Genomic DNA, 17,951 nt, shown 5'->3' on the forward strand with positions numbered 1-17,951 from the left:
TGCGTTGACCCGGCGCCTCGGGCTCCGCCCGCCCGATCGCGCCGGGCTTCGCTCACGCGACCGCGCCGGACGCCGCCGCGGCCTCGAGAAGCGCTGGCTCCAGCGCTCCTGCCCGGCCCAGGCCTCTCGCCCCGGAGGGCTCGTGCGCCCGCCAGAGATCCATCATCCGGCGGTACGCCCCGCCGCGGCGGAGGAGCGCCGCGGGCGGGCCCTGCTCGACGACGCGCCCGCCCTCGATGACGACGACGCGGTCGGCGCGCATCGTCGTGGAGAGCCGGTGCGCGATGAGCAGCGTCGTGCGGCCCCGCGAGAGCCCCTCGATGGCCCGCTGCACCGCTGTCTCGCTCTCGATATCGAGGCTGCTCGTGGGCTCGTCGAGGATCACGACCGACGGGTCCTTGAGCAGCGTGCGCGCGATCGCGAGGCGCTGCCGCTCCCCGCCGGAGAGCGCCACGCCGCCGCGGCCGACGAGGGTCTGGTACCCGAGGGGGAGCCGCTCGATGAACTCCTCCGCGCAGGCGGCGCGCGCCGCGGCGCGGAGCGCCTCGTCCGTCGCGTCGGGCGAGCCATAGCGGAGGTTCGCCTCGATGGTGTCCTCGAACAGGAACGGCTCCTGCGTGACGATGCCGAGCTTCCGCCGGAGCGCGCGCTGCGATAGCGCCCGGAGGTCGAGCCCGTCGATGCGGATCGCCCCGGAGGTCGGATCGTGGAGCCGCAGGAGCAGATCGGCGAGCGTGCTCTTCCCGGCGCCGCTCGGGCCCACGACCGCAACGAACTCGCCGGCCTGGATCGAGAGCGAGACCCCGTCGATGACCGCCCGCCCGGCGGCGTCCTGGTAGCGGAAGCTCACCTGGTCGAGCTCGAGGTCGCCGCGGATGTGCTCCGGGCTCACGGCGCGCTCCGGATCGGCGACCGCGACCTCGGCGTCGAGCACGCCGAAGATCGCCGCCAGGCCGACCTCGGCGCGGCGCGCCGTCTCGTAGACGCCGAGGAGCGTCTGCGCGGGGCCATAGAGGCCGCCGACATAACCGAGGAACGCGACGAGCGTGCCCACCCCGAGCTCGCCGCGGAGGACAAGGAGGCCCCCGACGCCGAGCAGCGCCACACGGCCGATGTTGACGCAGACGCTCCGGCCCGCGGAGAGCCGCGTCTGGAGGCGGATGCTCCGGAGCACCTCGCCCTGCGCCTCCTCGACGGAGCGGATGAACCGGGCGTGCTCGTCCGCCTCGCGCGCGAACGCCTTGACCGTCTTGATGCCCGAGAGCACCTGCTGAAAGCGGTTGTAGATCCCGCACCAGCGGTCGAGCACCTCGCGCTCGCGCTCCACGAGGCGCGCGGTCGTCGCCCTGCCGAAGAGCAGCGGAGGCACGATGAACCCGACCGCGACAAGCGCGAGCAGCGGGCTCAGACGGAGCATGATCCCGAGCGAGACGACGAGGTAGACGAGCGCGGGGAAGAGCTGGAACGCGACCGAAGCAAGGCAGTCCATGAGCGACGTGATGCCGCGATCGACCCGCGTCATCGTCTCTCCGACGCCCCTCTCCTGATGGTACGAGAGCGGCAGCGCGTGCAGCCGCGCGGTGGTCTCGTCGAGCAGGTCGCGGTTGATGCGGAGCCGCACCCGCCACACGGCGAGCGCCCCCAGGCCCTCCGCGATCTGCCGGAGGACGACGAGCGCGCACAGGGCGAGCGTCAGGCAGGCGAGGGCCCGGACGCTCTGCTCCCCGGGCGCGGCCGGCCCGCTCCCGGGGCCGAAGACACCAGCGCTCGCCGAGATCTGGTCGAAGATCGCGCGGTGCGCGAGCGGCTCGAGCGCGGGCAGGCCGCCCGAGACGAGCGTGAGCGCGAGGCACACGGAGAGTCTCGCGCGATGGGGAGATAAGTAATTCAGACTCCGGCGCAGGTCACGGATCAGGGATCGCTTCACGGCCAATGCTCATTCGCGCCTCATCGCAGCGCAGGAGAAGGGCGCCAGGCGCGGCCGGATACGAGCAGGGGATAGCCCTGGGCGCAACGGTCTTCTCTGCGCGTTCGGATGGAATCATCGGTGTCCCAGGAACCTGCGGAGCCGAGGGATCCTGGGAGTCTGGGTCACGCGCCGGCGCGGGCGGCGGCCGCGATGACTCGCGCGCTCGCGCGCTCGCGCCGGATGCGCCCGGCGACATGGCGCCGCCGGGGCCCGCCGCGCGATCGCGCGGGGTCAGCGCGCCGGCGAGACGTCCACCACGCTCGCCGGATCGGTCACCGCGCCCGGCCCGAAGTGGAACTCGAGCGGCTCGTTGTCGAGCCATTGCGGAAGGAGGTTGTTGTAGAACGCGCTGTCGCGGTGGAGGTCCGACCCGCCGGGGAGCCCGAAGCGCATCTTCGGGCCCGCTGGATCCGCGTCGATGACCAGGCGGATCGACGGCCCGTTGGCGAAGGCGAAGCTGGGCTTTCCGCCGTCCGGCGGGAGCGCGCGCGATCTCGGGTTGGCGACGTTGACGGTGAAGAGCCCGCCCGGCGCGGCGTAAGGCCCGTCATTGTACACGGCGAGGTTGAAGTTATCGAAGATGCTGCGGAGCGTGAGCGTGTGGACGCGGCCCCAGCGCCAGTCGTCCGCCGGGCCGATGACCGCGAGCGAGGCGGCCGCCTTCGTGAGCGCCCGGAGCAAGATGTCGTCCTGCGTCTCCGCCACACCCTCGGTGGTCACGTCGTCCCAGAGCAGAGGGCCCGAGCTCAGGCGCGCCGGATCGCGCAGCGCGCGCGCCACGACGGTCAGCCCGAACCCGGGCTCATCGAGGCCCGCGGCCGCCGCCTCGTCACCCAGCGCCTCGCTCACGATCGCATAGAACGTCGCGTGGAACGCCGTGCAGCCGATCGACTCGGCGGCGAGCGTCGCGTCGTCCACCTTGCCCGCGTCCACCGGATCGTGCCCGTCGAGCCCTGTCGGACACGTGTGGTCCCAGGCGGCGAGCGCGTCGACGACCGCCTGCTCCTCGTCCGTCAACGTCGCCAGCTCCGCCGCCGAGAGCACGGCGGGCACGACGAAGCTGCCATAGAGCGAGTACGTGTCGCCTTGCATCGCCGTCATGGTGTCCGGCGAATGCGCGTCGCCGCCTTCATCGAGCAGATCGAGGATCCGCTGCTCGCGCGTCCCGTCGGCCTTGCCCCACGCCTGGAGCGCGCCTTGCCCGTCGTTCGTGGGATCGCCGTCGGCGGTCGCGCCCGTCATGTCGCCGTTCGCCGTCGCGATCGCGGCCCGAGGCGGGTTGAGGAGCTGCGGCAGCTCGGCGAACGGGATCGGGTCGCCCCACTCGGCGCTCCCGTCACCCGGGAGCGGCAGCCACGCGGGCACCTCGGGCGACGCCCAGGGCCGCGCCGGCACCTTGCTGTACGGGAACCAGCCGATGTTGCCCTCGGTGTCGACGACGACGAAATTCTGGCTGGCGGAGCTGGCCGCCTCGAGCCCTCTCCTGGCTTCGGCGACGCTCCCAGCGCGCCCGAGGGCGAAGAACGCGTCGAGGTCCGTCCCGCCGTCGTGCCCGCGCCACCGGATGGTCACGGCGGTGCCGGCGTCCGCGTCCTCGCTCACGATGGGCCCGTGGTGCGGGACCCAGCGGAAGGTCTTCTCGATCGTCTCGCCGGAGGCCGCGTCCTTGAACGAGAACTTCTTCTCGACGATCGCCACGTCTTCCCCCTTGAAATCGACCGACGCGCCGTCCCCGGTGAGCGTCTCCAGGTAGACGTCGGCCAGGTCGTAGTACGCGGTGGTCACGCCCCAGCCGATGGACTCGTTCTGTCCGATCATCACGCTCGGCATGCCCGGAAACGTGCCGCCGGCGACGTGGTATTCGCCGTCGCCCCTGCTCTTGGCGTCGAGCTCGACGGGGAACCAGATGCTGGGATTGCCGAGCAACAGGTGAGGATCGTTCGCCAGGATGGCGTGGCCGCTCTCGGTGCGGCCCGGGCCGACAGCCCAGTTGTTCGACCCGGCGTCGCCCGCCATCTTGCGCCGGCCGTCGCCGACCTTCGCCGCGCGCTTCGCGGCGCCCGTGAGGAGCGCCCGGCGCGGCGAGAGCCGCGACACCGCCACCGGCGCGAACGGCCGCACGAGGTCCGCCGTCTGCGCGGCGGGCACGGTGGACGCGTCGAACACGGGCGCGGGCGAGAACAGATCGACGGCGAGCGCCGCGTCGAACAGCGGGACCTGCGCCGCGAGCTCGAGCTCTTCCCCGCTGTTGTTCGAGAGGTCGTTGAGCACGTAGAGGCCGACGGCGGCGCTGTCTTCCGGACTCCAGTCGCGGATCGGGTCCTTCACCATGAGCGCGAGGTTGTACTCGACGGTCAGCGTCGCGCCGTTCCTCTTGTTCCGCATGTCGGCGAGCCAGGCGTTCACGCCGCGCGCATACGCGTCGAAATGCCCTTTCACCTTCGGGCTCGCCTGCTCGTAGAGCGCCCTCTCGAGCGGCTCGCCGTCGCGCGTCGTGAAGAAATGGCGGTTCTGATAGTCCTGCTCGAGCACCCGCGCGCCCGCCTTCACCAGCCCGCCGAGCGACCCCTCGACGAGGTTGCGGATGAAATCCATGAAGAAGAAGCGGTTCTGAGCGTGGAAGTAACCGAGCGCGGCGAAGCAATCGTCGTCGGACGCGCACTCGAGGTGAAGGACCCCGAGCTCGTCGGTCACCGCCCGGACATCCCCGTCGAGATCGGGAATCGCCACGCCGCCGGGGTCCGATCCCCCTGCGCCGCCGCCCGCGGCTCCCCCGCCCCCCGTCGCTCCCGCGCCGCCTTCACCGCCACTGCCACTTGCCGCGCTGGACGGGGCTTCGCCGTCGTCGCCGCACGAGACGGCGGACGCCGAAGCGGCAAAGACGAACGCGAGGACCAGCGAACCGAAACGAGCCGTACGCATCATCAGCGATACTCCTTCTGCCTTCGGGCGCACGATATCACGCGCCTCCGGCGGGAACGGCGAGCTGTGCGCGTCGATGGCCTGCCGGAGCAGAGGGCGAGATCCAGCAGCGTCGAGTCGGAGAGCCGGGGCTCCCGGAGCGCGCCCCGCGCGCCGCCGCCCGGAGCGCGCACGGCCCCCGCCGGACCGCCTCCGGCTCGGCCGGGGCGCGCGGAGCCGATCCAACGGCGCGAGCCTGGTTCCCCTCGCCGCGATCTCGACTATGACGCCGGGCATGCGACGCCTCCTGCTCCCCCTCTCCCTCCCCGCCCTGACGCTCGCCGCCGCCTGCTCCGGCGCGCCCCCGGAGCCCGCCCAGACGGCGCCGTCCCCGCGCGCGCACGACGGCGGCCCGCCCGCGGCCGCGCCGTCCCCCGCCGAGGCCGGGGCCGCGGCGCCCGCCGCCCCGGAGGCCGGCGCGCCCGCCGCCCAGGCGGGGACGGCCGGCGGGGAGACCGCCGCCGCCGAGGAGCAGGCGTGCCCGGCCGACATGAAGCTCGTGGAAGGCGAGTACTGCAGCGAGGTCGAGCACAGCTGCCTCCGCAGCTGGTACGACAAGTCGAACAAGAAGACGGTCTGCGAGGAGTTCGCCCCCACCCCGGCCCGCTGCACGGGCGACAAGACGAAGAAGCGCTATTGCATCGACACGTACGAGTGGCCGAACAAGAAGGGGGAGCGGCCCGAGGTGATGAACCGCTTCCACCAGGCGCAGGTCAAGTGCGCCGCCGTCGGCAAGCGCCTCTGCACCGAGTCGGAGTGGACGCTCGCGTGCGAAGGCCCCGAGATGAAGCCGTTCCCGTACGGGTACTCGCGCGACGCGACGAAGTGCAACGGCGACCACCTCTGGGACGATCCCGACATGAAGAAGGTCGCGAAGCGCGACCCGGGCGAGCTGGCCCGCCTCTGGAAAGGGGTGCGGAGCGGGTCGCAGCCCGAATGCATCAGCGACTATGGCGTCGCCGACCTGCCCGCGAACACCGACGAGGTGGTGGCGAGCGAGACGAGCGGCGGCTGGCGCGGCAAGTTCGACAGCGTCCACACCGGCGGCCCCTGGTACAAGGGCGTGCGCAACCAGTGCCGGCCGAAGATCTACACCCACGACGAGGGGTTCTATTATTACTTCCTGAGCTTCCGCTGCTGCGCCGAGCCCGACGGCAAGGCCACCGAGCCGCGGACGCCCCGGCAGGTCCAGGAGGGGTGGGACATGGCTCGCGTCGAGCGGATGGCGCAGTTCACGGTCGACGAGATGCGCGGGAAGCTCGAGCTCAAGGAGCAGGGCAAGTGCGAGTGCAAGCCGACCGACATCCGGTGCAAGACGATGTGCGGCACGCTGCTCGGGCCGGGCGCCGTGGACGCGACGCCCGGGGGCGGCGCGCCGGCGGCGCCAGGGAGCGGTGAGAAGAAGCGGTGAGCGGCGAGGCGCCCGCCGGGCCCGCGGCGCAGCGCGAAGGGGCCACCTCCACGCCGCCGCCCGCGGGCTCCGCTACATGCTGGCGTCCGTCAGCATCGCCACGACGCGCTCGATCGACCAGTAGCCTGCCATTGCGCCCATCGCATACACCACGCCGCGCCTCACCGTCGCTGGTTGCGTGGGGACGCGCGCGGCAAGGAGGCGCAGCGCGATCACCAGCGCGATCACGCCGAGCTGACCGAGCTCCACGCCCACGTTGAAGAACAGGAGCGCAATCGGCACATGCCTCTCCGGCAGCCCGATGTCGAGCAGCGACGACGCGAACCCGAGCCCGTGGAGCAGCCCGAAGGCGAACGTGACGGCCCAGGGGGCCCGGCGGGTGAGCGAGTCGGTCGACCGGATGCACTCGCCGCAGAGCAGCACGATCGAGAGCGCGATGGCCGCTTCGACCGGCGGGGCAGGCAGCGTCAACCAGCCGAACACGGCGCAGGCCAGCGTCAGGCTGTGCGCGACCGTGAAGGCCGTGACGGCGCCGAGCAGCTTCCGGCCGCCGCGCACGAGGAGCGTGAGCGCGATGACGAAGAGGAGATGGTCGAACCCGGTCAGGATGTGCTCGACGCCGAGCCACGTGTAATCGACCATGATCGGCCGGAGCGCGCCGAGCCCGGCGGAGGCGGGAATACCGTAGACCAGAAGGCTCGGGTCGTCGCCGGTCAACACCCGGACAAGCCGGCTTCCGTTCCGCCACTCGACAACCACCATCACGTTGGTCTCGGTCCCCTCGAGCCAGGGGAGCTCGATGGCGCCGACGAGGCCGGATGGACCGCAGTCGAGAGTTGCACCGTCGAGCTTGCAGGCCGGGGGGAACACGGCGGGCGTCGCGAGCTCGGAGCGGAGCGCGGACGAGCTCGCCTCCCAGCGTACGGCGAACCGCCCGTCGTGGCCTTCCACCTCCGTCAGCGAAAGGAGCGCAGAGTTGAGCGCGTGGCCGGCCGCGGGGACGGGCGCCAGGAGCAGGGCCAGCAAGAACGGCAGGGACCGAGCCAGCCGGAGCAGACGAGAACGATTCAAGGGCTCTCCTTGAACCTGTACTGCGCGAGGAGGCTCTCGACGAGCTCGTCGACGGCTTCCTTCTTCCTTGCGGCGACCCAGTCGCTGGTGAGGGTCGCGCGGATCGCCTCGCGGCTGGGCAGCCCCCCGCTTGTCTGGTTGACCCGCACGAGCAGCAGGCTGTCCTGGGTCTCCACGGCCTGCCACGCGGCGAGCGGCGAGCTGCAGATGCTCTCGGAGACCGCGGGACCGAACTTGGCTGCGAGTGAATCGCGGGTGAGGTTGCCACCCACGATCGGACGACCGAGCGTCCTCGGGTCCGCACCGTCGGCCAGCCCCCGTCGATACGTCGACCGCTGCTCCTCTGCAGCCGGATCGCTCCTGGGAAAGGTGACGACCTCGAAATCGTACCGCAGCGGCGTCTCGTACTTGCTCCGGTGAGAAGCCAGCCACGCGTCCAGCTCTGCGTCCGTCGGCTCCCGCGCCGCCATCGGCTGAGCCGCCCGTGTCCGCAGCCTCTCGGCCAGCGCGACCCGCACCGTCGCATCCTGCCGATCGAGCCCCTCCCGCAGCGCCTCACGGTAGAGCACCTCGTCCCGCTTCCACCCGTCGAGCGCCGCCGCCAGCTCGGCCTCCGTCGGCGCCCGCCCCATGTTGTCGCGGAACTGCCGCTCCAGATCCGCCTTCAGCCCCGTGCTGACGACGATCTCCCTGGGATCGCCGGCGACGAGCCGGTGGCCGAGGAACAACAGCGCGCCGATGAAGAGGAAATGAAGGACCGGTTCGCGGAGCAACCGAGCGAAGCTCCCCGTGGTTCTCTCTCTGGTGTCAGGCATGGGACGCGCTCTCGTTGGAGGCGAAGGCATCATGGAAGCGTGGCGTCCGCAAGGTCAATCCTGCGGGAACCAGCAGGGGCAACGTTGCGGACGCCACCTTCCGATGATGCCTCATCCCATCTAGGGGGCCGCGTTCACTCCACAGGCTGCGGGCTTCGGGGGTGCGAGGCGACGGGCCGGCTCGGCCTGCCGCTGGGCGCGGCGCTCGGGTCGGTGCTCGGCGCTGCCTTGGCTCGGGCGAGATGAGGACGAGACGGATGAGCCGCCGTCGCGCATCGACCGATGCGCGATGGACGCGTGACATGTCACGCTGCGCCGTGACATGTCACGCTGCGAGGTGTGACATGTCACGGCGCACCGTGACACGTCACGGAATGGGGCCGCATTTCGCGGCGGGCGGCTTATTTTCCGGCCCGTGGAACGCGACCGCTCGAGACATCGAGCGGCCGCTGCGTCCGGCACGTTGCGTGCATTAACGGCTCCGAGCGGGCCCAGCAGCGTCGAGCTTCCGGAACACGCGACGGCGTGAGCCGGCGCGCCCGCCCCTCCTCATCGTCCTCATGAGTGGCGCCGGCGCCCCCGCGCCTTCCGCGCCTGGAACCCAGGCCGAAGGGCAAACGCGTACACGAGCCAGAGCAAGAGGTGTCTATGAAGCTGAACCGCAGATCTTCCTTCCTCACGCGTTCCGTTCTCCTGGCGGCGCTTTGCACAGCCTCCGTGGCGTGCGTGGAGAACAAAGACGGCGAAGTCTACAGCGCCACCCCCGGAACCTTTAACATTACCTTCTCCGGAAGCCATTCGGAGCCCAACTATCCGATCCGCATCCAGATGCTGGCCGACCCTGATGGGCCCATCGACCGCTTCAGCGCGAACTGGGTGAACGTCGGCCCCTCCTCCATCACCACCGGGACTACCCCCAGTGTTGACGATTTCGGGACTACTTCCTACGCGTGGTCAGCCACCGTGCCGAGCACCGATCTCGCCCCCCGCTGGCCCGCGGGTGGCATCCTGCGCTGGCGTGTGCTCGACGGTGACGGTGTGAACATCGCGCCGGGCAGCCCGCTGGCGACCGCCGGTCAGGACTATAATGAATGCTACAACGAGGAGGTGCTGAACGGGGTGAATGACTGGGCTACGATGAGGGATAATTGCGCGAGCCCGTGGAACAACGCCTCGTTCGTCAGCTCTTCTCTGTCGCCAACGCAGAACAACCCGCCGGAGTACATCCGGAGGAAAGGGGTCGGCAGCGTGGGGGAGACGACTGCCTACTACACCGCGATAGGCGCGCCGCCCAAGCTCAGCGACCCGAACCCAGCCAACCCTGGCTTCAAGCAGCGATTCGGGTTCGGCACGGTGGGCTCGGATGAGGTGTCCGCCGTCTACTACAACGCGGGCGATCTCGCCGTCGGTCGAGAAATGCACTGCAAAACGTTCGCGAACGACCCAGTGACGACCGGCACGGATCCCGGCGTGGCCTGCTTCGTGAGCAACTACGACGTAGACACTGCTGCCCCCTTCTTCACAGGAGTCCGGAGCGCGACGGACAGGGATACCATCCTCGCGAATACGGCGTACGGGTTCAGTCATGGCCACTCCGGCGCGTTCGCCACGGTCGCCATGTGGTACACCTCGCCGATCACGGCGAACAACAGCGTCCGGTTCGTCGTTTATGACCGGAATGAGCCGCCTCTCCATACCGAGGGGCTCCTCTATGAGGCGCCGCTCGATACCACGGGATTCAACAAGACCATCCCGCACAACTGCATTGCTTGCCATGGCGGCGCCGACTACGATGACACGAACCACCGCGTGCTCGGAGCCAGCGCGACCCAGAACGGCGCGCGGTTCTTGCCGTTCGACCTCAACGCCTTCGAGTTCCCGGACACGGGGAGCTTCACGCGCGACGATCAGGAGGAGAACTTCCGCAAGCTGAACGCGATGGTTTACGGGGCAGGGGCCTCCGATCGGACCAAGGAGCTCATCATGGGCTGGTACGGCGGCAACGTGAACGCGCCGAACAGGAAGCAGAACAGCAAGTACATCCCGGCCTCGTGGGAGAACGACCCGAACAGCCCGGATTTCACGGTCAACGGGATCAAGAGGGCGGACGCGAAGATCTACCGAGATGTCTACGCGCCGTACTGCCGTGCTTGTCACGCCTCCCAGAGCCTTAACGCAATGGAGTCGGCCTCTGCCTTCCGCGGCCAGGAAGGTAACATCATGTACGACCTCTGCGTGAGCCATCAGATGCCCCACGCCGAGGTCACACTGGACCGGTTCTGGAAGAGCCCCGCGCGGGCCTACCTCTTCGGATTCTTCGATTTCGAGGGCGTCTGCAATCCCTAGGAGACGACCATGACGCGAAGGCGGATGATCACGGGCGTGAGCGTGGGTGTGGGCGCTGCGGTGGCCTTGATCCTGGCCCTCGCCGGGCGAGGTGGTGCTCCACCCCCGCGGCAGACGCACACAGTGTCTTTCGCTCCGCCGACCACCGGCGGAGGCACCGCCGCCAGGCGAAGCACGGCGGCGGCGCCCCGGCCTCGCCCGGCCGGCGAGGTCGAAGCGACGGAGATCGAGGCGACGTCCTCCGCGCCGTCCACGGAGCCCGTGGTGGAGCGGGGGGTCGCCCTGGCGCAGCGCATGCGTGACGACATTTGCCGGTGCGAGACCCGGGAGTGCTGGTATCGCACCGCCGCGATCTACAAGGGCAAGAGCGGTCGCACACATCCGAAGACCCCGGAGGAGGCCCGGGTCGTCAAGGCGGTCATGGACGAGCTATCCGAATGCATCAAGCGCATCATCGTGGAGGAGGCCCGGGCCAGCGCCGAGCGTGAAGCTACGCTCGACGCGCCTGAGGGCGGTTAGAGGCGGCCGGGCGGCGCTTCCGCGCGCCCCCGGCCGCTCAGGCGCCCTCCCCACGCCGGCGCACGATCCCACGCGCGCCGAGCATCACCGCCGCCGCTGAAAGCGCCCGCGCCCATGGCGGGGCAGGAGCATGAGGGCCGACGCGCAGAAGGCGCGTCATGTCGAGTGACCCGGCTCCGCCGCCATCCTGGCATGAAGGGGGGGACGGATCCGCCCGAAGCCGCGCCGGCAGCGGCGCGGGGCTTCGGGCGGCTCGCGTCAGGGCGAGAGCGTGACGGACTTCGCGTCGAGCGCCACTTCGTAGTAGCCCTGCGGATGCCACTTGAGCGCGGTGCCGTTCTGCTTGAGCGTGCCGCCGGTGACCGTCACGCGCACGTACTTCCCGGGCGGGAAGTTCTGGGGGAGCGTCCAGCTGTAGGTCGTGTCGTTCCCGTTCTTGGTGTTGGTGCCGTCGGTGATCGCCTTCTGACCGCGCCAGTACGCGCCGATGGTCTCCATGGTGCCGATCCACACGTCGCCGTACGCCTTGACGGCCTTGACGTGATCGGACCAGGCCTGGAACGGGATGGGCTGATAGGCGCTGTCGTTGCCGCCGGTGAAGCCGTGAATGCAGAAGGTGCGCCACTTCTTGCCGCTTCGCGCGCTCGCGACCTCCGCGTCCATCTGCGCCTTGGAGGCGTTGGTCGGGGGAATGTAGGTGGGCAGCTTGAACGGATTGCTGTTGTCGTTCGGGCCGATCAGGGCGTTGGACACGCCGCGATTGATCATGAAGCGCGTCCGGGCGATGCCCTCGTACACATCCGCGCCGTTCGGGGCCGCCATCGTGTACGGCGTGACGCCGAACTTGTCCTTGAGGTCCTTCGTCGCGGCGTCCGTATCGGCGCCGTTGTTGTCCATGCTCGAGTGGCTCCTCGTGTGGTTGGCGAGCTCGTGCCCGTCCATCAGCGCCTTTTGCCACACCGGATTGTTCGCTTCTTGCCTGCCGGTCCAGACGTAGAACGTGAACGGCACGCCGAGCGCGTTCATCGCGTCGTAGTTCTGGATCTGGGTCTGGTTCACGTCGTCGAAGCTGTACGTCACGGCGCCCGCGAAGCCGGCCCAGTCGATGACCTTGAACCCGCCGGCCGCGCCGGCCGGCTTCGGCACGTTGCCAGCGCCGGGCGCCGGCGGAAGGCCGGATTCGGGCGCCTCTCCTCCATCACCGCCACCGCCCGTTCCTGCTCCACCCGTTCCGCCGGTGCCGGCGGGGTCCGAGCCGCCGGTGCCGGCCGGGTCCGAGCCGCCGGTGCCGGCCGGGTCCGAGCCACCGTTGCCCCCCCCGGACGCCGAGGTCGTACCGGGATCCCCGCTGCTGGAGGAGGAGCTTCCCGGCGTGCCGCCGCTGCTGCTGCCGCCGCTGCTGCTCGTCGTCTGCTGGCCACCGGTGGTGCCGCCGGAGGTCTCCCCCCCGTCGTCATCGCCGCCGCAGCCGCTGACGTGCAGCGTGCCCAGCAACAACATCGCACCGAGCGCCAAGGACGATGACGCAGGAAAATTCTCGAAGTGGAGGAATCGCGCAGATTTCAGCATGGGGTGAGGATACAAATTCCCGGAAGGCGCTCAAAGGATTATGCGCGACGCACGCGGGTCGACGCATCGCACGAAGGGCTCATATGTTACCAAAAGTAGCGAGCGGCTCACATGTTACCAAAAGTAGCGAGCGGCCCTCACACGTTACCAAAGGTAGCAAGGGCCGCGTCAGCGAAGCGCTCCGCCGTATCTTTCTAGCGACGCGGCGACTGCCGGAGCGTACCGGGCTTCGCGTCGGCCTCATGTGCAAGGCTGTCACCCTGACTCGCCAGGTGTATTCCAACCCGTCTGGACGATCGGCAAAGCAGGCGGGCAGGCCCGTGCATAGGGCCGGAAGCACTGCCCGCCGCGTGGGTCCAAGGGTCCGCTTCACGGATCTCCCTGGTGTCCGAGCAACACGCGCCGACACCATCGATGCAGGCGCACGTCGTCGGTCGCGAACGACCAGCGGGCGGCGAGCCATCGCTCCGCAGGCTCGAACAGCGCGTCGAGGTGCTGGGCCAGCAGCCACTCCCGGGCGAGGCGCCGGTCGCGATCCGTGGCGGTCGTGGTGATGAACGGCGTGAGGTAGATGACGGCCGACAGCGGATCGAGCCGAGCGTCTCCCACGATGGGTAGGCCCCCGAAGTCGATCACGGCGCTCACCTCCTGGCCTTCGACCAGCACATTGCCTGGATAGAAGTCCATGTGCACGAAGCTCGGTCGCTCCGGCTCGGGCAGCGCGGCGGCCAGAGGCGCCGGATCGATGCCGTCGAACGCGCTCCCGGCGCAGGTCAGGCTCTTCCTTGCGCGCAGCTCGAGGTAAGCGCGGTAAGAGGGCGTCCGGATCGGCTCGGCTTCGCAGAGGTCGCCGTACCACGCAGCGCTCACGCGCAGGGCTCGCAGGCGCGTCGAGGCCTCGAGAAAGCGAAGGATGAGCTGTTCCCGCTCGGCGCCGGCCGCCTCGCCGAGCACCTGCAAGAGGGGCCGCCCGGGCAACCGCGGCTCGAAGGTGATGAGGCGGCCGTGCAGCTCGGTCATCTCCAGGACACGCGGGATCGAGAACGGCACCGCGCTCGCGGGATGGTGGAAGTCCTCGAGCAGCTGGGCTCGCCGAACGACCGTCTCCCGGACGGTCCCGGGATGGTGGACGCGCGCGACCCGCTCGCCGCCCAGCGCGAACACGCAGGCTTCACCGCCGATGCCGAGCAGCGCATCCCGGGTCAGGCCGAGATGGCTCATCACCTGCAGCAGAGGGGCGTCGTCGTCGATGCTCATCCCGAGGTCCGCTGCGGGCGACTCGTGATCATGATGTCGTTCGCCCCGGCGCCGCGCGCCCTCAGAAGAAGGCTTTCAACAGGCCTATCGCGCCCTGCTTCCAGGGCACGCGGTGGGTCACGCCCGAGCGGCTCTCGAACTCGCTCCTGTGCGCCCGGTACCACTCGAGGTTGCGCACCAGCGCGTCCTTGTTCGAGTACCTCGGCGTGAAGCCGAGCACCCGCTCGGCCTTCTCGATCGACACGAACGAGTCCTTGGACGCCGTCTCGTACACCCACTTGTAGAGCGGCGACACGCCCATCGCCTCGAGCGCGCGCAGGCCGAGCACCGCCGGCGCCGCCGGGAAGGGCACGATTTTCTTGCCCTTGCCCACCGCGTCGAGCACCGCCTGGTAGTCCTCGCCCATGGTGGTGAATTCCTTCGCGCCGATGTTGAAGGTGTCGTTGGCGACCGACGCCTCCTTCGTCATGCACAGGGTGATCGCCTCGCAGAGATCGGCCACGTCGAGGAGCTGGTAGCGGTTCTTGCCGTCGCCGATCATGGGGAAGCCCTTGCCGTCGAGCGCCCAGTCATAGAGCAGGGCGAAGACCCCGAGCCGCTCCGGGCCGATGAAGGACTTGGGCCGGATGATGGGCACCACGAGCCCCCGGCCGCGCTCCTCGAGGCACACGACCTCGGCCTGGATCTTGGCCTGCCCGTACGGGCCCACGCCGTCGAGCCGGTCGTCCTCGCAGAGCGGGTGGTGGTCGGGGATGCCGTACACGGCCGTGGAGGAGATGTGCACGGCGCGCTCGACGCCGTGGCGGCGCGCGGCGCTCATGACCAGGCGCGTGCCGATCACGTCGGTCGTGTAGATCTCCTCCGCCGTGTACAGGGGCAGCGCGGCCGCCGTGTGCACGACGAAGTCGTGCCCCTTCACCGCCGCGTCGACGACCGCCGCGTCACGGATATCGCCACGCACCTCGCGGATGCGCGACCGCTCGGGGTAGTCGAAGTCCAGGAGGTCGAGCGACGTGACGTCATAGCCGCGCTCGAGCAGGTGCCGCACCAGATTGATCCCGAGGAAGCCCGCGCCGCCCGTGATCAGGACCTTCTTCTTGCTCATCGTCTCACAACCTCGCTTCAGGGACAGGAATCAGGAATCAGGAGAGCCGCCGGCGCTCACGCGCCGCGCGCCTCGATGATGGCCCGAGCCTCGGCCGGGTGGCGCTTGCACTCGAGCAGCGCTCCGAGGAGGAGCGGCGCCACGATGGTCGCGTCCGACTCGATCACGAACATGGGCGTGTCCTCGGTCAGCTTGTCCCAGGTGATCTTCTCGTTGGGCGTGGCGCCGGAGTACGAGCCGTAGGACGTCGTCGAGTCGGAGATCTGGCAGAAGTAGGCCCAGGGCCGGGCCGGCTCGTCGAGATCGTACTTGAGCGACGGCACCACGCAGATGGGGAAGTCCCCCGCGATGCCCCCGCCGATCTGGAAGAACCCCACGCCCGCGCCCGCGCTGAGCGCACGGTACTGGTCGTAGAGCTCGGCCATGTACTCGATGCCTGACTTCACGATGCTCGCGCTGCACTCGCCCCGCTTCACGTAGGACGCGAAGATGTTGCCGAAGGTCGAGTCCTCGTGGCCCGGGACGACCAGCGGCAGCCCGGCCTCCGCGGCGGCGAGCAACCAGCACTCCTCGGCCGGTCCGCGGTGGAGCGCGGGCTCGACCGCCTGGACCAGCTCGTAGAAGTACTCGTGCCAGAAGCGGCGCTCGCCGCTCGCCGTCGCCCGCTCCCACCTGGGGACGATGTGCTTTTCCACCGCGCGGAAGGCCTCGTCCTCGGGGATGCTTGTGTCGGTCACGCGCCGCATCCGGTTCTCGAGGATGCGCGTGTCGTCCTGCTTGGTGAAGTAACGGTAGTCGGGGAAGTCACGGTAGCCGTCATGCGCCACGAGGCGAAACAGCGACTCTTCCAGGTTGGCGCCTGTCACGGACATGCCGTGGATCAGGCCGGCGCGGATGGCCGGCGCCAGCGTGATGCCGAGCTGGGCCGAGGACATCGCCCCGGCCACGGCCCAGAACATCTTCCCCCCGCGCTCGATGTGCTCCCAGTACGCGAGGAGCGCGTCGCGCGTCGCGCGGGCGTTGAAATTCTTGTAATTGCGAAGAACGAACGTGAGGAGGGGCAGCGTCGTGGCCCCGGACTTCGTCTCAACCATGTTTCGCCGAGCCTCAGCGACCACGAAGGTCGTCCCGGTGGCCTCGGGTCGCGCAGGCCACCAGGGACGCGCTACGGACCGGCGCAGGCCGGGCCGCCATCGCAGCGTCGGGTGGCTTCGGGAGCACCGTAGCATGAATCACGCGGATCGTGTCAAGCCCGTCGCGGCGGGCGGTCCACCTTGTCTGCGCTCTCACGCGACGTCGTGCAGCCCAGACCGCGTGCCGGCCAGCGCGCTCTCACAGCGACCTGGACCGGCGGCCGGCGCCAGCAGGTGGACGAGCGCTCGATCCGCGCAGGCAGCTGAGAACGCTGCACGCTTTGGACGGAACGAACCGCGGCCATTGTCGTCCTCTCTTCCCGATTCCGTTTGACGCCGGATCCCTATTATCGGAAGAATCGCCCGCGTCGTCACGTTGCTCGTCCGTTGCGAAGAGGGGAGAAGGGGCGATGGGCGCACGGAGCCTGCGGATCCCATGGGTGGTCCTGGTCGTCCCCCCGCTCGTCGTCGTACCGACGCAAGGAGAGGCATCCGAGCTCAGCGCCGGTGTGAGCCTCGGATGGCTCCAGGCCGGTACCAGTACAAAGGGCTCGGCGCCAAGATGATGGCCCCATGAAACACAGCCTCAACGAGCTATTAGATGTCATTTATCGATACTATCCACGCGGGGTTGGAATCACCGACGATATCGATGTTCAGCTACGCAATGCGACCGAAGAGCACGCCCGGCTCGTGGCCGCGCGAATCCGAGCATCAAAGGACGATCGCTGGCACACCCTGCTGCGTCGCATCAAAGAGTGCTTCCCAGGCATGGTCATGAACGAGTCGCTTCATCTTCCCTCCGGTGGCTGCGACGGATGTTACTCATTCACGCTCGATCTGGCAGAGTCCAACGGCCGAACGCTGTGGTTCCAAGTGAGCTTCCTGGCTCCGTACTACATTGTTCACCGTTCGCAGACAATCGAAATAGTAAAGCAGATAAGGAACCTTTTCATAGTCGATTTTCAGGGCATGCACTTCCGCGTTTCAGGAAGTACACTCGATCCGAGGCTCATCTCGAACCCGGACCACGAAAGCCCAAGGACGGTCCCCATCAAGCGGAACTACGTCACGTTCGAGCTGTCGCTCGCCGAGCAGCCATACGCGGACTGGGTTGCCCATGAGATCGAAGCGATCTTCGATTGCGAGCGCATGCCGCCAGAGGTTGGAATCGCGTTCGTGCCAGAGGTGGCGACGGATCTGCGGATTCCTGGGGCGGTCAGGGTATACGATTGTTTCTTCTCAGAACACGAATGGGTGAAGCCCTCGCCGTCCGACGTGCCGGCACCCGGCGTAAGTGTCGACGTGACCAACCTCACGGAACGGTTTATCGCGGTGCTTACCGTGCTCCGGGCGCATCACCAGATTGGATTGACTCTCACGTTGCCCGAAGCGGTTCTACGACTGCCAGAATCGTATCGACAGTCCGTGGGGGTTTTTGCGTCAGTATCGACGGATGGCTTCCTACACAAGGATAAGATGCTCGAGCAGCTTGCGCGCATGCGTCCGCACGACGAGTCGCCGGAGACTCTCCGCGCCATGGCTGCCAAGCGCGAGCTCGAAGCGCTGGTCGCGTCGTGGGACGGTGACGGCGAGCCGCCCGCCGCCATGGTCGCTTGGGCCTCGAGCTTCCTGGCGAATTGGCCCGTGAACTCGGAGCCCGTAGCTTCGTCGTAGCACGACTGCTGGAAGGTGTCCCCATCAGCGGGAAAGCCGCTGAGATCGCCAAGAGGAGAGCGGGAAGGCCATCCCGGCATGTCCCCTCCTGCTCCCATGGTTTCTTGGCGTCACGGCA

General features: G+C 69.0%; 12 protein-coding genes. 4 read left to right on the forward strand and 8 right to left on the reverse strand.

All coding sequences use genetic code 11. From position 1 onward, the window contains the following. Positions 1–52: 52 nt before the first annotated feature. Both WMF44_RS37155 and WMF44_RS37160 read right to left on the reverse strand, forming a co-directional pair. Positions 53–1,855: an ABC transporter ATP-binding protein gene (locus WMF44_RS37155; RefSeq protein WP_437294777.1), complete on the reverse strand. Its 1,803-nt coding sequence runs from the start codon at positions 1,853–1,855 to the stop codon at positions 53–55. Positions 1,856–2,200: 345 nt separating this feature from the next. After that, positions 2,201–4,894, reverse strand: a complete 2,694-nt coding sequence (locus tag WMF44_RS37160; RefSeq protein ID WP_437294778.1) for a penicillin acylase family protein — start codon at positions 4,892–4,894, stop codon at positions 2,201–2,203. A gap of 271 nt (positions 4,895–5,165) precedes the next feature. Between WMF44_RS37160 and WMF44_RS37165 the strand changes: the two genes are divergently transcribed. Further along, complete coding sequence (locus tag WMF44_RS37165; protein ID WP_437294779.1) at positions 5,166–6,341, forward strand: SUMF1/EgtB/PvdO family nonheme iron enzyme; 1,176 nt, start codon at positions 5,166–5,168, stop codon at positions 6,339–6,341. A 72-nt stretch (positions 6,342–6,413) separates the two neighbouring features. On the opposite strand, the gene WMF44_RS37170 is transcribed toward WMF44_RS37165, so the two are convergent. Continuing rightward, positions 6,414–7,412, reverse strand: coding sequence for a HupE/UreJ family protein (locus WMF44_RS37170; RefSeq protein WP_437294780.1), 999 nt, complete (start codon positions 7,410–7,412; stop codon positions 6,414–6,416). Continuing rightward, complete coding sequence (locus WMF44_RS37175; RefSeq protein WP_437294781.1) at positions 7,409–8,227, reverse strand: hypothetical protein; 819 nt, start codon at positions 8,225–8,227, stop codon at positions 7,409–7,411. Before WMF44_RS37175 ends, WMF44_RS37170 begins: the two co-directional genes overlap by 4 nt. Before the next feature lie 648 nt (positions 8,228–8,875). Here WMF44_RS37175 and WMF44_RS37180 point away from each other — a divergent pair. Both WMF44_RS37180 and WMF44_RS37185 read left to right on the forward strand, forming a co-directional pair. Next, positions 8,876–10,573 (forward strand): hypothetical protein, encoded by a 1,698-nt coding sequence (locus tag WMF44_RS37180; protein ID WP_437294782.1) that lies wholly within the window; start codon positions 8,876–8,878, stop codon positions 10,571–10,573. A 9-nt stretch (positions 10,574–10,582) separates the two neighbouring features. Next, the gene (locus tag WMF44_RS37185; RefSeq protein ID WP_437294783.1) at positions 10,583–11,092 is read left to right on the forward strand and encodes a hypothetical protein; all 510 of its coding nucleotides are present in this window, start codon (positions 10,583–10,585) and stop codon (positions 11,090–11,092) included. Between the two features lie 258 nt (positions 11,093–11,350). Here WMF44_RS37185 and WMF44_RS37190 read toward each other — a convergent pair whose 3' ends face one another. The 4 genes from WMF44_RS37190 to WMF44_RS37205 all read right to left on the reverse strand — a co-directional run bounded on the left by WMF44_RS37190 (position 11,351) and on the right by WMF44_RS37205 (position 16,117). Next, positions 11,351–12,661: a polysaccharide deacetylase family protein gene (locus tag WMF44_RS37190; RefSeq protein WP_437294784.1), complete on the reverse strand. Its 1,311-nt coding sequence runs from the start codon at positions 12,659–12,661 to the stop codon at positions 11,351–11,353. A gap of 369 nt (positions 12,662–13,030) precedes the next feature. Beyond that, positions 13,031–13,918, reverse strand: coding sequence for a phosphotransferase family protein (locus WMF44_RS37195; RefSeq protein WP_437294785.1), 888 nt, complete (start codon positions 13,916–13,918; stop codon positions 13,031–13,033). Between the two features lie 61 nt (positions 13,919–13,979). After that, positions 13,980–15,023 carry an NAD-dependent epimerase/dehydratase family protein gene (locus tag WMF44_RS37200; RefSeq protein ID WP_437294786.1) on the reverse strand — a complete coding sequence of 348 codons (1,044 nt, stop codon included), beginning with the start codon at positions 15,021–15,023 and terminating at the stop codon, positions 13,980–13,982. Between the two features lie 56 nt (positions 15,024–15,079). Then, a complete protein-coding gene (locus WMF44_RS37205; protein ID WP_437294787.1) occupies positions 15,080–16,117 on the reverse strand; it encodes a deoxyhypusine synthase family protein in 1,038 nt (345 codons plus the stop codon). A 612-nt stretch (positions 16,118–16,729) separates the two neighbouring features. Here WMF44_RS37205 and WMF44_RS37210 point away from each other — a divergent pair. Continuing rightward, complete coding sequence (locus WMF44_RS37210) at positions 16,730–17,833, forward strand: hypothetical protein (RefSeq protein ID WP_437294788.1); 1,104 nt, start codon at positions 16,730–16,732, stop codon at positions 17,831–17,833. Positions 17,834–17,951: the final 118 nt, after the last annotated feature.

The organism is Sorangium sp. So ce426 (assembly GCF_051475585.1).
In the GTDB taxonomy this organism is placed as follows: domain Bacteria; phylum Myxococcota_A; class Polyangia; order Polyangiales; family Polyangiaceae; genus Sorangium; species Sorangium cellulosum_B.